Source organism: Paenibacillus sp. FSL K6-3182 (assembly GCF_037976325.1).
Lineage (GTDB): Bacteria > Bacillota > Bacilli > Paenibacillales > Paenibacillaceae > Pristimantibacillus.
Genome location: NZ_CP150265.1, coordinates 7,451,013 through 7,465,508 on the forward strand (window position 1 = coordinate 7,451,013; position 14,496 = coordinate 7,465,508).

Consider the following 14,496-nt stretch of genomic DNA (forward strand, 5'->3'; position numbering starts at 1 on the left):
TCTGGTATTGGGTATTCAACTGCTGTCTTTTTCTAAAATTGATGATGACGGGATAAGTCTGTCGTAAATCAAGAGAAGTTAAAATACAGCGAAAATATAAAACGAATCCTCGTTATATATTTTCTATTTATAAGGAGACTTGCACATTATGAGCTTAAATAATCATGTCATCAAAAGATCTAATCCAGAAAACATAGCGAAGCCGGTTGGAAGCTATAGTCATGTAACCAAAATAAGCAGAAACGCTGAGATGTACGTGTTTTCTGGTCAGATTGGCATAGATAAGAACGATACGATCCCTGCAGATTTTAATCAGCAGGTAACCAATACAATGAGCAATATTGTTGAAATTCTAGCTTCGCAAGGATTGTCTCCTGATCATGTCATTAAAATCAACATTTGGGCGACGGAAGAGATAGATTGGGATCATTTTTATGGCATTTGGGATCAAGTATTCGGTGCCACGCCTCCCTCGATGACGATTGCGTATATTAAAGGATTGGGGTTGCCCGAGTTAAAAATTGAATTAGATGTTTGGGCTGCTGGTTAAATATCCCATACTTCCCTCAACGCATAACGAGCCTTAGAAGAAATTCTAAAGGCTCGTTTTTTATATTTTTTTGCCAACTCGTTACCCCACAATGTATCGAAAGTTCTCCACTGCTTGAGCATTAGGAGCAGCAAGCCGGTTCATATGATTATAAAAGCTGTATGGAAACTTAAAGGTATGTCCGAAATCCCAGTCCACGTGTTGAAAGCTCTTTATCCAATATTCATCCTCCACCGGAAGCCACTCCGATCGACATGCCAATGGAAGAGGCCAGCGGTCTACGGGGGACAGCAACTTGGGCGGATTGTCCAGATTTATGTCATGGCTCGTTCGAAGAACTTTAACCAGCTTTTGAAGAGAGGGAATGCCTTTCAGAAAATATTCGACATGACCAAGCTCATGCAAAATCGTTAATGCTTGCGAAAAAGTTAGCATATGTCCAATTAAATCATGGTGAGCCTCTGATCTGTAAATGGTTTGAAAAGACGAGAGTTCATTTATGATGAATTCGGATAGCTGCTCTGCATTTTGAATAGCAGGAAACCGATCGCTCTCTGCCACTTCCAGCCGCTTCACGTCCGATGCCGAATACCCTAGCCATGACCTTCCGGGAATGGTTTTATTAAAAGATGCAATCAAGCTTGAAATGCCTTCAATATCATCCGCATGTCCCCAACCGTCAAGTTCTCTGATCGCCATCAAACTGATAGCTGCATAGATAACATTGTGTCCGACCCAGTGGAGCCCATCCATTGTAGGCAGTAGAGCAGCTAGAATTTGTTTTTCGGCTGTTTCGGCATCCAGCTCTCCTCCGCTGCGAGCGATATGCTCGTAAGCTCGACTGCGAAGCATCACGCCTGATTCTGCTGCAATTCGAGCTGACGTCTTGGCTGGCATCAGGTTTTCTTTCACGAAAAAATAGCTTGCGATTGCTGCCGCCCCGAAATGCGCCTCCCATATATCACCCGTTCGACCCTTGCACTGCGATATAATCGATAGGCCTCTTTCTAGGATGCGATTGTCCATCTCCCCACCCCACCTTTAAGCATAAACTTTATCTTTTAAATAAGGTCACGTTTCTGCGCCTATCTCAATGATCTTTTGTTCGATTGTATTCCAGCGCCACCGCGGAAAATATCCCTGCAAATGCACTCCGCCATACCACTCATCTATTCCTTTATTCGCGATCCAGTCCTCTTTTCCATCCAATACCTTTTTTCCGAATTCGGTTAACGTAACGATACAATCGCGGAATGATATCGATGAATCAAGATAAGACGGGATCGTCTGTAATCCGTCGATTTGTATTAATGAATACGGATCTCGAGACATTTCCTTTAAAATATGCCAGTATTGCAGATCACCCATACCCAAGGCGTTGAGTTTGTTTCCGACATGCTGAAATAATTCATATGGACCATTTATTCCATTCTGGATCATCGCAAGTGTTGTCTGCTCTGCGATGCCGAGACCATTTTGTATAGATGGGAAACGCGATAAATGAAATTGGAATGCTTCTTGCGTAAACGGCAGCACGGATGTATCTTGACTTAACAATCTCTGCAGCTGTTGTGGATTCTGTGACGTATAGGCTTGCCAAAACGCTCGGCCTAATTCCAGCTCTTCTGCCCCAATCGATTTCCAAGTTCCCGATAACGTCTCCATTTGCTCCCGAGAAAGCTGTCCCAACCCGCGAAACAGTTCAATTCCCGGATATTCCCCGATGCACAATAAGCTCAGCTTTGTTTTCAGCAAAGGCTGCTCTGAGAACCAATGGAGCAAATAGCACAGCATCGTCTGATCGAACAAATCATGCTCAAACCACAACACAATTTCCTCATATTTATGAAAATCAGCCAACACTTTCTCCTGCGCTTCACTACCCTGAACAAACTCAGAGCGAGGGATTCCCATTGTTTGTTCCAAATATTGTGATCGTCTAGAACGATTGTCTAATGTAGCAGAATCTAAAAACACAGGACCATGAGGGTACACTTCCCGCCATACTAAAATCTCGCCCTGCACAATGCCTTGCCGCAGCTTCTCTGCTACTGAATCTCCGTTTACAATATGAAGCACACCTTTTCCTCCTACATACAAATGATTATATACAGAGATCAAATCGGCTACTGGCAGAGCACCCTTCAATTTACGACGAGCATCAAAGAGCCGCTTCTTTAATATCGGAACCGAAGTGCCCACAAAGCTCGAAATTTCTTGAAGAGAATACCCTTGAATATAAAACAATTGAACCGCAATTCTCATATTCGGTGTTAATAAAGCTATAGAATCATGAACGGACTGCTGCAGCTCTCTTTTCTCAATAATATCGGAGACACTAACTTGAGCCTCTGCCGATTGCGCTACTTCCTCGTAAGGCACCATGGGATGATGCTTTCTACGCGTAATACGATAACATTGCCGTATCACAATAGCTTTGAACCATCCCGGAAATCCTTCTCCTACTCGCAGTTTATTTAAATGCAGAAAGGCTTCAGTGAATGCTTCTTGCACTGCATCTTGCGCTAGTTGAAAATCGTGCAGCTTCTCGTACGCAACCGCGTTTGCCATTGCCGTATAGTGCCGGACAATAGATTCAAAAGCTTGCCGATCCCCTTGTTTTGCGTCTTCAATATACTGAAGCATGCTCCCGCTCCTTTCTTCCGTATTATATAGAAGTGCCAACGGATTTCTCAAAGGTTACGGGTTTAGGTTTTTTGCACTGCAAATAACAGCAGCCCCTTATTGCTCCAAATCATACAAGGAACTATCAACAGCTTGAATATAAGGCGTCCAATCTCCTGTCGTGTAGAGGATAAGCTGGTGCATCGCACGTGTGCATGCGGTATAGAAAAGCTTGCGTTCGCTCTCCCGTTGATAGGTCTGCGAAGAAGCATCGTAGATCAATACGGCATCGAATTCCACTCCCTTGGCAAGATACGCAGGAATGACATGCACTCCATTCTCGAAGGTAGGCGTCTTCTTCGTTATGAGCCGAAGCGCCTGACAGCCCACGTCTGTCAACGCTTCGTAGGCATCACAGCTCTCGGTCGCTGTCTTCGTAATGACGGCGATAGAGTCGAAGCCTTCGGCTTGAAGGGCAGCAAGATCTGCCGCGATTCTTTCCACTCGTTGCTCACTGCTATCCGCCTTAATAAGAAGCGGCTTTTTGCCACCTCTTTCGAAGGGCACGATCGCCTCCCCGTATGGCAGCAACATTCTCGTAAATTCCACAGTTTCACGGGTGGAGCGATAACTGCGAACTAAAAAGAAGCGCTTCGTTTCTGCTTCTCCATAAAGCCTTATAAGCGGCGAATCCATCTCGTGCAAGTTCGTCGCCTGCGTAAAGATCGCCTGGCCGAAATCACCGAGCACCGTCATTTGAGCACGAGGAAACAGTTTTTTGAGAAATTCATACTGAAACATCGAGTAATCCTGGCCCTCATCAACAAATACATGCCGAACCTCCGTATTGGTCCGAATGCCCTCAATGAGTTCTTTTAAATACAAGTATGGTGTCGCATCCTCATAAAACAATTCAAGCTTGCCCAGCTTCTCTTTCGTTTGCTTGCATATTTCTGTCCAATCACTAGGCACTACGATTTCATTCGTCATTTCCTGATAGGCTTTATTATCACTGAACAACTGATCATAAATACCAACCATATCTATAAATAACAACCGTCTCACACTTTGCCTCAGCGGTTTAAAGTTTTCTTTCACAACCATTCGGCGCAGCAGCTCTTCCTCCTGCTGGGCAAAATCAAATACATCGTCCTCTTGCTGGTGTTTATTGTTCATGATGTTATAGGCTTCGACATATTGCTCTGCAAACTCGAAGATCCCTTTGTCTTTACGCAAAAACTGATAGGCTGCCGCATATTGATCATTATCGAGGTAGTTGAGTTCCTCCTCCACCCAGCTTTCGTCCCGCTCCTTACGCTCCAGCATGGCCAGCTCACGCAGTATCCACTCCTGCAATAAAACAACACGATTGACCAAGCGGATGGAGGGATCGTAGCTGTAAAATTGCGATTTCATTTGCTCCGCGGTAATTAATTCACGATCTCGGAACTGAATCGACTGAAATCGCATGCCCTTCTGGCCCAGCCATAAGGCATAGTGTTGGAGAGCTTGAAGGAAAACTTCCGACGACTTATATTGAATCCCCTTCATCCTCGCCGTGTATCCCGGATCGGATTCTTCCGTCAACACATATTCGAGCTGATCGAACGGATCCTCAAGACGAAATGTCCGCCCAAGCCAATATTCCAGATATTCCTGAAAGGTCGTCTGCTGCATATTTTCCTCGCCAAGCTCGGGAAGAACGGTGGAGACATAGCTGTTAAACATCGGATTGGGCGAGAAAAGCACGATTTGGTCAGCTTTCAGCCTCTCGCGGTGTTTGTATAGCAAGTACGCCACACGCTGCAGTGCCGCAGAGGTTTTTCCGCTGCCCGCAGCTCCTTGCACAATGAGCATTCGGCTATTATCATTGCGAATAATCTCATTTTGCTCCTTTTGAATGGTTGCAACAATACTTTTCATCTGTGCATCTGCGCCTTTGCCAAGCACCTGCTGAAGCAGTTCGTCGCCTATAGTTAAGCTCGAATCGAACAAATTCTGAATCTGCCCGCCCCGAATCTGGTATTGTCTTTTCAGTTCCATTTTCCCAGCGACATGCCCACCTGGTGTTTCAAAGGCGACCGCCCCTGGCGAATAGTCGTAGTATACACTCGCTATAGGTGTACGCCAGTCATACACTAGGAAGCTCATACCATCCGCATCGACGAAGGACGATACGCCGATATAAACTTGCTCCTTGGATTCAAGACCATCCTCATGAAAGTCGATACGCCCAAAATAGGGAGAAGGCAGCAAGCGGTTCATACTCTTCCACTGCCTCTTCAGCTGCTGGTGGCTTCGTTCCCGTTCGGACAACACCGCAGACTGCTGCTTAATCGTTAAGAAGGTCTCTTCAAAATCTTCGTCTGTGCTCGTATCGACCGTAACCTCTTCCCAAAATCGTTTGCGAATGTCCGCCGCCTGATCGCGAAGCTGATCCACTTCGGGCTCTAGCTCAGCGATACTTGCTTGCAGCTGTTTCGTAACCATATCCAACCGTTCCTGCTCTTGCTGCCAATCTTTTGCATTCATCATCCTCCTGAACACGCTCCTTGTTAGTTTGGTCTGGAGAAGAAAAAGAACATTTGACAAACTGTAAATCCATGTGATAAGATAAGAGTGTAGATAAGATGTAATAAATCTGTGGATTTTACATAAAATAATCAGTGATTCATTAATATTAACATAGTCCTTCTTTGTGTGCAATTTATTTATATAGTTGACCTCGGCAGCGTCTGCCGGGGTCTTTTTAATTTAGCGCATAACATCCCAAGACCATTTCTCTAACGAACTGTATTATGCTTATTATGCAGAAAACGGATTCCGTTCCATTTTAACGAATCTTATTAACGTTATTGCATTCTTTGTAACGTGTTATGAGCTGCTTTTCTCGAAATAACGATTCTGGGGTTCGTTACAATTTCAATCCACTACAATTGGTTAAAATAAGACCTGCTAGGTTCGTAAGCTATTAATATGCTAAGGGGAGAAACTCTTTCTGCCTAAGCTTCATAAAAAATAGGAGCTGCTCCAAGCGTAGATAAATCTACTTGGGACAGCTCCTTTTCTTTTGCAACGATATAGAACTAACTTTTCAAAAAATCCGGTTTAATGAAATTAGGATTCGGGTATTTATAAAATCCTTCTCCGGTAGCTCTTCCAAGCTTTCCTTTATCTACGTACTCTGACTTCAATAGCGTAGCCACTTTCTCAAAATTTTGATCACCTGTAGCCTGCGCTTTTGCAATTCCGATATTGTAAGCGGTATTGATGCCTACAACGTCCAAGATGGCAAACGGGCCTAGTGGTGCTCCTGTTGCTACCATCCATGTTTTATCAATCGTTTCTACATCAGCAACTTCTTTGACTAAGAGCAGCTGCGCAGCTTCCAATAGAGGAACTAATAAAGAATTCAAAATATAACCTGGCTGTTCTTTATGTAAAGGCAAAGCAACCATTCCGATGGCTTTCGCAAACGCAATAACTTCATCGAATACCTTCATATCTGTTCCCGGATGCCTCATGATTTCCGCCGTATTGTTTTTCCAAATCTCATTTGCAAAATGTAGCGCTAGAAATTTTTCCGGACGTGCTGTTGCATGCGCAAATTGGCTTGGCAATAAAGTTGAAGAGTTTGTTGCAAAAATCGTTTTGGCAGGAGCAGCCTCTCCCAACTTCTTGTAGAAATCAATTTTCATTTGTACGACCTCAGGAATGGCTTCAATGACAAGATCAGCACCTGCAACAGCTTGTGATAAATCAGAGCTGAACGAGATACGATCATAAGCTGCATTTACCTCTTCACTCGTAGCCCCAAGATCCTCTTGATACCGCGGCTTCAAATTTACAATTCTTTCTTTGGCACGTTCTAGAGCCTCATCGTTAATGTCATATACAGATACATTAAATCCTTTGAAAGCCGTTTGGTATGCGATTTGGCTTCCTAATACGCCGCTGCCGGCAACGGTGATATTCCTGTAGTTCATAACACTTCTCCTTCATTTGTTATAGGTCATATTTGCACATGCTTAATCGATCTTTAATATTCCCTAACTCAGGAAGCACATGCAAATAAAGCCCCGAACCTAACCCTGAAAGGTCATATACCTTGCAATAAATAAACTTGTCATATGACAAAACTGGTGACAACGCACACTATTTGTCATTTGAATAATAACTTAATATTTGATAGTGGCGTTAAATGATGCGGGAGAACTGCGTAAGTTTAGAGCCGCCAATCATGTTGAAAAGGGAAAAGGGGAAGTAAAACGTGCGGATAGTGAAGAACATACGTAAAGGTTTATTGCTAGGTTTAGCTTTTGTGGTTATGGTAAGCTGGGGGTCTACCCTACATGCTTCAGAAGCTTACGCTGCTAGTGCATTTCCAGCAAATCAGCCTATTGAGTCCATTTATGAGGATGCAACCAAAATAGAGTTTGATGAATTGGATGATGGTGTGTCCGGTGCTATTCCAATTGGATTTTCGTTTGATTTCTACGGGACAAAAAATGAACAGGTTTATGCTAATACCAACGGCCTGCTCATGTTCAACAATCCTACCTATGATTACGGGATACCTGAAAGCTTAGAAGAACTGCCTTTAGCGAGTCCAAATCATTATATTACAGCTTTTTTTGCTGATCTTTCGCTAGAGCTGGATAGTACAGTCCTCTACAAAACGATTGGAGAAGCTCCAAATCGGAAATTTGTATTACAATATACGAATATGCGCTTTTGTTGCAACTCTAATATGAACCCCTTCGGAACCTTCCAAGTCATCTTATATGAATCTACTAATGTTATTCAACTGCAATACCCTAATCTTATGGCCATCCACTTACCATATGATGCAGAACGTTTAGCTAATGAACCATTTGGCTCTGAAGCCCTAATCGGAATACAAGAAAGTGAAATAGGCGACTATGTAACGTATTCTCTGAGAGAGAAGAGCTTATCCGAGAAGCAAGCCATTCAATTTATTCCGGATGATCAAGGCAGCTATACAATGATTGATCACGCTCAGTATGAGCCGATTTTATTGAATAATGAACTGTTTCCGGGTTATACCCAGCTCATAGGTCCAGCAGATGGTACATTCGCTCCCCTATCTCCAACTTTCCAGTGGGAGACTGCTGCCAATGCCGTTTCTTATGAATTTATTTATTCAACTGATTCGGAATTTAATAATTGGGACAGTATCACCAATATCGAAGAAAATAACTTAGATATGAAGGAATTCGAAATAGAGTTAGAAGATGGAGCAACCTACTATTGGAAAGTTGCAGCTAAGAATGACGAGGGTTATAAAACTTACTCCAATACTTACCGTTTTGTAGCTTCCTCTATTGAGCCTGCAACTGTTGAAACAGACCTAGAGGTGAGTCAAATTAACTCTATGTCGGCTGTCGCAGGAGGAACAGTAATTTCAGATGGTGGCGGCGAGGTTACAGAACGGGGAATCGTATACTCCACTCATCCGAATCCTACTGTAATAGATGGAAAATCCGCAGCTGAATTAGATGGGACAGAAGCCTTTTCTGTTCATCTCACAGGACTTCAATCCGCTACAATCTATTATGCACGTGCATATGTGATAAATGAAATTGGAGTAAGCTATGGTAATGAGGTTGATTTTAGAACATTGAGCTCTAGTGCAAGCTTAAAAACATTAACCTTAAGCAAGGTAACATTAGATCAAACGGTAAGCGAAAATGTATATGCCTATACGGGCAATGTACCTTACTCTTTGTCCAGCATTACGATATCGGCGACGGTTAGTGATTCAACGTATGGCACTGTAACAGCAAGTGTTTACAATAGTGCCAATGTACTTGTAGCAGGCCCGATTAGCTTAGCGAATGGTGAAACAAGCAGTGAGCTTCCCCTTAACGTAGGCAGCAATCGGATTGAACTATTCGTCATTGCTCAGGACGGCACTGGAACTAAATATACAGCAACGATAACAAGAGCTGCTCAAGACAATGGGAATAACGGCGGTGGCTCAAACAACAGCTCTGAACCAATCATCTCTACGAATGGGAGCCTAACGCTTCCTATTGGAAGAGCCGGCGAGGTTAGATTGGACAATGAGCTCGTTATAACCATTCCAGCCAGTGCTAGTAGCAAGGAGCTAAAATTAACAATTGAGAAAGTATTAAATTCTCAAAATCTGCTTAACAAACATGAGATTCTCGCAAGCTCGATCTATGAGGTTCTAAAAAACTTTCCTGAAAACTTTAATAAACCCGTTACTTTGACGTTTGCATTCGATTCAGCCAAACTGAACAGTAATCAAACGGTCGCAATCTTCTACTTTGATGAAGTGAAGAAGGAATGGGTGAAGGTTAATGGCGGCAAAATTAACGGCAGCCATATTGCTGTAGAGGTCGATCACTTTACGAAGTATGCTGTACTCGTTGTAGACCAAGCAACGGGATTGCCAGTAACAGACTCGTCCAACTTTAGTGATACTACAGGACATTGGGCGGAAGCTCAGATTAAACAAGCGGTAAGCAAAGGGATCGTCACAGGTTATAGCGATGGAACGTTTAAGCCAAATGCTACAGTAACACGCGCTGAATTTGCAGTTATGCTGATGAATGCGCTAAAACCTGCCGACAACGATACTACGCTGAGTTTCACAGATCCTATTGCAGAATGGGCTCAGAAGGCCATTGCGCAAGCATCCGAAGCGAAGATCGTAAATGGCTATGAAGATGGAAGCTTCCGTCCAGCAGCGAGCATATCTCGGTCAGAATTAGCGGTTATGATGGCTAGAGCTGCTAAAGCAGATACAACAGCTGCTACAGTGACAAATTTTGCTGATGATAGCCAAATTCCAGCATGGGCAAAAGGTTCAGTAGCCGCAGTGAAGGAATTGGGAATCATAAGCGGACGCAGCGGCAACCTATTTGTACCTAATGATACGGCAACAAGAGCCGAAGCAGTAACGATCATTATCAATTTGCTTCAATTAAAGAAATAAGCATAAACGAGAACATGCCTAAGACGTCCTTTGGACAGTCTTAGGCATGTTTTAAATAATAGGCAGCTTGCAAAGCTTTACCTATCCTCTTTTTAACAAACACCAGTACTATTCACTGCAACCACAATCGTGCGTATACAGAAAATCTAGTCCTCTTTATTCAGCTTACTATACAGGTTGGCTAGCTGCTCCCGCTCCTGCTCGGTCAATTTATCTAATAAATTTGTACGTAGCCTTTGCCCCTCCAGCTGTGCTCTTTTGAGGATATCTGCGCCTTTGTCGGTAATGCCCAAATAAATAATTCGACGATCAGACTCATCCATTAATCTGACGACTAATTTCTTGGCGACAAGTTTTTCCGATAAATAACTAAGCGTAGGCGGGGTAAGCCCTAATATTTTTGCAATGTCCGATGGCCTGCTCTTTCCGTTTTGTTTAAGATGGCCGAGCACAAGCACATGAGAAACACCTAAGTCCTCATTGAATGACTTGTTCCACTGAATAATCATTTTATTGGTGAATTTATCCATGTTATGTATGAGATTGAAGATGGTTTGCTCTTCCATAAAGACCTCCTTGGTGCACATAAATGACAGCCCTTAATTAAAATTAAGGGCTGTCATCATATTACACATTATTGAGCTGAGTATCCACCATCAATTACTAACTCAGATCCTGTAATATACGAAGAATCATCAGAAGCTAAGAACAACGCTGCTTGGGCAATATCGTCAGGTTGGCCTAAACGCTGTAGAGGTGTGGCCTGGATTAAGCGGTCTAACAGGTCCTTTGAGGTACTCAAAGCTTGTGTCATTGGTGTTTCAATGATCCCAGGAAATAGTGCGTTCACCCGAATGCCTTGACGGCCAAAAGCTGTAGCCGCCGCTTTAGAGATCGCGCGAACCGCACCCTTAGAGGCTGAATAGTGATTAAAGCCTTGGCCGATCAAAGCCGTGTACGAAGAAATATTAACGATGGAGCCTTTCTTTTGGGCTGCCATATAGGGAGTGACATGCTTCATCCCGGCAAATGGTCCAAACCCATTAATGGAGAGCATTTTCTGCCAATCCTCGATATTGATTTGCTCGTATGGTTTTTCAGAAGAAATGCCAGCGTTGTTGACGAGAATATCAATTTTACCAAAACGATCATGAACATCCTTTGCCAGCGCCTGCCAATCATCATCAGAGGCAACATTCAATTTCATTCCGTAAACATTCTGTTTTTGACTTGCCAATTCAAGAGCTGCCTCATTAATGTCTGCGGCAATAACGATAGCACCTTCTTGTGCAAACAGATTAACCATGTGTTCGCCTATACCCGATGCCCCACCCGTAATGATTGCTACTTTATTGTCCAATTTCCTCATATCGCATTCTCCTAACGTAATTTGATTGATCTGTTATTTGTTCCTATCATTAATACCGCATAGCGAATTTCTATTATTCATGTCAGCATACTTTGTCTAGCCGCTTCAGTCGCAAGCTGCAGCTGTTATGGATGCTGTGCCAGTTTCATATATTGCTCGAAATCAGGGACGGATGGGTTTGCAATATAATGCCCTCCCTCAACCTGAATCGTCTGTCCAGTAATAAATCTGGATTCATCTGAAGCCAGGAACAGGACGGTATGTCCAATATCATCGGGTTCTCCGTGATAAGGCAGTGCGTTATATTTAGCGAAGATATCCAATACCTCCGAGGGCATATTATTTTTAGCAGCCGGCGTCAAAATCAATCCAGGTGCTACTGCATTACAACGAATGTTATTCTTCCCATATTGGGTAGCGATATATTTGGTAAGATTTATAACACCCGCTTTCGAAGCTCCGTATGCAACCCGAACTGCGTCTCCATGAAAACCCGCCATAGAAGCTGTATTGATAATCGAGCCTCCACCAGCTTGGATCATATGAGGGATAGCGAATCTGCAACCGAGTAATACACTTTTTAAATTAACATTCATAAGCCGATCCCACTCATCCAGATCAACGTTAACAATATCTATATCCTTCTTCAGGTTTGTCGAGCCGACATTGTTGAACAGGCTCGTGATTTTACCATATTGTTGTACCGTAAATTCAACGGCTTCCTTAATGGACACTTCGTCCCCGGCATCAAGAAATACGCTTGCGGCTTCGCCGCCTTGGATTTTAATATTTTCGGCAGCTTCTTTGGCCCCCTCAGCATTAAAATCTGCAATGACTACTTTTGCTCCCTCTTTTGCCATCAAGTTAGCTGCGGACAAGCCTATGCCTGAAGCTCCTCCAGTGATAAGCGCCACTTTCTCGTTCATTCTTCCCATTATTCGCAAACCCCTTCCTTAGAGACACTCACGATAAAGTAATATGGTTGCATAATATTTAGACATCTAACTATTTGATGTCTAAATATTATCAAATTAATTATTGTCGTGCAAGGGTACAATTTGGTATCGAAAATACGCAAGAAAATAGGGACAAGCGCCACACGATAAAATCATACAGCCTATGAACGCATATCAGCCCTTTTGCATTCTACAAAAGGGCTTTTTTTAAGTCGATATGAGTAGTTGTTCTACTTATTATTCGTTCTCTATTGTTTTCAAAAAAGAAAGCACCGCAGCATTCATCTGCTCTAGCCCCGGCTGTTCAATTGGAAAATGGCCTGCCCCTTCTAAAGCTACATAATCCTTTTTACTTTTTATTTTTTCAAAAAATGGTTTGCTGAAGCTATACGGAGTCATAGGATCCAATTGAGGATGGACGAGCAAAACCGGACAAACATCAAAATGCTCAGGTTTTATTGCCGGTTTCATATTTAAGAACGTTCTTAATAAGCGCAAAGGGATCTTCGTGCCTGCGGCATGAGCATCATTCATAATAAGCTTGGTCAATTCGACATTGTTCGTAATTAATTTCATACGAGATACACGATTAACAGAGATATGTAAGGAATCCAACAGCTTAGGAAAACTGTCCATCGAAAATTTCCCCAACCGGCTAATGAGTTTGTTAGGAGCTAATTGATCACGAACGCTGGAATCACTCGTATCAACAAATGTTGTTGCAATTAATCCTTTTACTTGCTTACTCTGTACAGCGGTGTGATAAGCTAACATGCCTCCAATACTAGTACCCAGCAAGATAATCGGTTTACCGTCCCGCTTCAATTCCTCATTAATCAATGCCGTAAGGATGTCAATCCAAAGCTGATAATCTAATTGTTTTACCGATTTTGCATAGCTTAAGCCATACGGCGGCAGATCCGGAGATACCACTTCATAACCGTATGTTTGTAATATTCGTGCATACGGAGCCAGCAATCTTCCATTCCCGCCAGCGCCATGGATGAAAATAATTTTTAATTTTGCATCCGGGGCAGGCATTCGATCCAGATGAATATGAACATTGCTATATATCATCCATTCTTCTTGTGGCAATCCGTTTTCATTTATTTGCATTTCTTCAGGAAAAAACTTCTGATATTGCTTCCAGTAATCCACCGATTGATTATAGGTTTGAGGCGTATTCATGAATTTAAAAATCCCTCTTCCTTGATTTAAGTCAATGACCAGTCATATTCCTCCTAGTTAAAATGAAAACAATACAGGATCTATAGGAGGCTATCTTATGACTATCACCGTACAAGAAAAATCAAATCAGCGAACTGCCGCTTTAACGGCTGGCATTTCACTTATCATCATGACTCTTGCCTCATTTTTTTCCTATGGCTTTGTCCATGGGAGCCTTGTTGTGGAAGGCGATGCCAGCGCGACATTCAACAACATCGTATCATCAAATAACCTTTTCAAAGGTGAAATCTTTGGCTGGGTCATCATTATGATTTCTGACATTCTTGTCACCTGGGCTTTTTATGTGTTCCTAGAGCCATTGAATAAAAGCCTTTCCTTGCTAGGTGCATGGCTCCGTCTTACCTATACGACTATACTCGGAATTGCCATTTTAAACTTGATCCTTGTATTGCTGCTCTCGAAAAATACAGACCAGTTGGTCTCATTTAATATCGAACAAACGCAATCACTTATGATGCTATTTCTTGAGGCATTCCAATCGATTTGGTCTATTGGTTTGATCGTTTTTGGCGGGCATTTGTTCATTGTGGGCTATGTGGCTTTAAAATCAAACCGTATTCCTAAAGTGATCAGCATTTTATTGCTGCTTGCTTCAATAGGCTATATCGTCGTTCACCTTAGCAAAACATTTCTTTCACATTACGATGGGGTAATTGATGCACTTAATGTCGTATTTATGGCGCCAATGATTGCAGGAGAGCTAGGCTTTGGAATTTGGCTGCTGCTCAGAGGAGGAAAACTTCCCAAAAGTGAAAGATAGCTT

11 protein-coding genes are annotated in these 14,496 nt (G+C 42.8%); 3 read left to right on the forward strand and 8 right to left on the reverse strand.

What is annotated here, in order from left to right:
* Nucleotides 1-148: 148 nt before the first annotated feature.
* Nucleotides 149-550, forward strand: a complete 402-nt coding sequence (locus MHH56_RS32615) for a RidA family protein (protein ID WP_339205709.1) — start codon at nt 149-151, stop codon at nt 548-550.
* Between the two features lie 81 nt (nt 551-631).
* Here the strand turns inward: MHH56_RS32615 and MHH56_RS32620 are convergent, their stop codons facing one another.
* The 4 genes from MHH56_RS32620 to MHH56_RS32635 all read right to left on the reverse strand — a co-directional run bounded on the left by MHH56_RS32620 (nt 632) and on the right by MHH56_RS32635 (nt 7,161).
* Nucleotides 632-1,576 (reverse strand): hypothetical protein, encoded by a 945-nt coding sequence (locus tag MHH56_RS32620; protein ID WP_339205710.1) that lies wholly within the window; start codon nt 1,574-1,576, stop codon nt 632-634.
* 45 nt (nt 1,577-1,621) lie between these two features.
* On the reverse strand, nt 1,622-3,196 hold the full coding sequence (locus MHH56_RS32625) for a sigma-70 family RNA polymerase sigma factor (RefSeq protein WP_339205711.1): 1,575 nt from the start codon (nt 3,194-3,196) through the stop codon (nt 1,622-1,624).
* Between the two features lie 96 nt (nt 3,197-3,292).
* Nucleotides 3,293-5,707, reverse strand: coding sequence for an RNA polymerase recycling motor HelD (gene helD / locus MHH56_RS32630; RefSeq protein ID WP_339209788.1), 2,415 nt, complete (start codon nt 5,705-5,707; stop codon nt 3,293-3,295).
* A 554-nt stretch (nt 5,708-6,261) separates the two neighbouring features.
* Nucleotides 6,262-7,161 carry a 3-hydroxyacyl-CoA dehydrogenase gene (locus tag MHH56_RS32635; RefSeq protein ID WP_339205712.1) on the reverse strand — a complete coding sequence of 300 codons (900 nt, stop codon included), beginning with the start codon at nt 7,159-7,161 and terminating at the stop codon, nt 6,262-6,264.
* 293 nt (nt 7,162-7,454) lie between these two features.
* On the opposite strand from MHH56_RS32635, the gene MHH56_RS32640 reads away from it, so the two are divergent.
* On the forward strand, nt 7,455-10,160 hold the full coding sequence (locus tag MHH56_RS32640) for an S-layer homology domain-containing protein (protein ID WP_339205713.1): 2,706 nt from the start codon (nt 7,455-7,457) through the stop codon (nt 10,158-10,160).
* Nucleotides 10,161-10,306: 146 nt separating this feature from the next.
* Here MHH56_RS32640 and MHH56_RS32645 read toward each other — a convergent pair whose 3' ends face one another.
* The 4 genes from MHH56_RS32645 to MHH56_RS32660 all read right to left on the reverse strand — a co-directional run bounded on the left by MHH56_RS32645 (nt 10,307) and on the right by MHH56_RS32660 (nt 13,673).
* The gene (locus MHH56_RS32645; protein WP_339205714.1) at nt 10,307-10,726 is read right to left on the reverse strand and encodes a MarR family transcriptional regulator; all 420 of its coding nucleotides are present in this window, start codon (nt 10,724-10,726) and stop codon (nt 10,307-10,309) included.
* Nucleotides 10,727-10,794: 68 nt separating this feature from the next.
* Nucleotides 10,795-11,529, reverse strand: coding sequence for an SDR family oxidoreductase (locus MHH56_RS32650; RefSeq protein WP_339205716.1), 735 nt, complete (start codon nt 11,527-11,529; stop codon nt 10,795-10,797).
* A 125-nt stretch (nt 11,530-11,654) separates the two neighbouring features.
* The gene (locus MHH56_RS32655; protein WP_339205718.1) at nt 11,655-12,464 is read right to left on the reverse strand and encodes an SDR family NAD(P)-dependent oxidoreductase; all 810 of its coding nucleotides are present in this window, start codon (nt 12,462-12,464) and stop codon (nt 11,655-11,657) included.
* A 258-nt stretch (nt 12,465-12,722) separates the two neighbouring features.
* Entirely contained in the window at nt 12,723-13,673 is a 951-nt protein-coding gene (locus MHH56_RS32660) for an alpha/beta hydrolase (protein WP_339205719.1), read from the reverse strand.
* A 97-nt stretch (nt 13,674-13,770) separates the two neighbouring features.
* Here MHH56_RS32660 and MHH56_RS32665 point away from each other — a divergent pair, with 97 nt between their 5' ends.
* Entirely contained in the window at nt 13,771-14,493 is a 723-nt protein-coding gene (locus tag MHH56_RS32665) for a DUF4386 domain-containing protein (RefSeq protein ID WP_339205721.1), read from the forward strand.
* The last annotated feature ends 3 nt before the right edge of the window (nt 14,494-14,496 follow it).

Excerpts from the sequence above, each read along its gene's own strand:
- MHH56_RS32660 (WP_339205719.1), bottom strand. The coding sequence starts at position 13,673 with ATGAATACGCCTCAAACCTATAATCAATCGGTGGATTACTGGAAGCAA.
- MHH56_RS32665 (WP_339205721.1), top strand. The coding sequence starts at position 13,771 with ATGACTATCACCGTACAAGAAAAATCAAATCAGCGAACTGCCGCTTTA.
- MHH56_RS32635 (WP_339205712.1), bottom strand. The coding sequence starts at position 7,161 with ATGAACTACAGGAATATCACCGTTGCCGGCAGCGGCGTATTAGGAAGC.
- helD (WP_339209788.1), bottom strand. The coding sequence starts at position 5,707 with ATGAATGCAAAAGATTGGCAGCAAGAGCAGGAACGGTTGGATATGGTT.
- MHH56_RS32615 (WP_339205709.1), top strand. The coding sequence starts at position 149 with ATGAGCTTAAATAATCATGTCATCAAAAGATCTAATCCAGAAAACATA.
- MHH56_RS32645 (WP_339205714.1), bottom strand. The coding sequence starts at position 10,726 with ATGGAAGAGCAAACCATCTTCAATCTCATACATAACATGGATAAATTC.
- MHH56_RS32625 (WP_339205711.1), bottom strand. The coding sequence starts at position 3,196 with ATGCTTCAGTATATTGAAGACGCAAAACAAGGGGATCGGCAAGCTTTT.
- MHH56_RS32650 (WP_339205716.1), bottom strand. The coding sequence starts at position 11,529 with ATGAGGAAATTGGACAATAAAGTAGCAATCATTACGGGTGGGGCATCG.
- MHH56_RS32655 (WP_339205718.1), bottom strand. The coding sequence starts at position 12,464 with ATGGGAAGAATGAACGAGAAAGTGGCGCTTATCACTGGAGGAGCTTCA.
- MHH56_RS32620 (WP_339205710.1), bottom strand. The coding sequence starts at position 1,576 with ATGGACAATCGCATCCTAGAAAGAGGCCTATCGATTATATCGCAGTGC.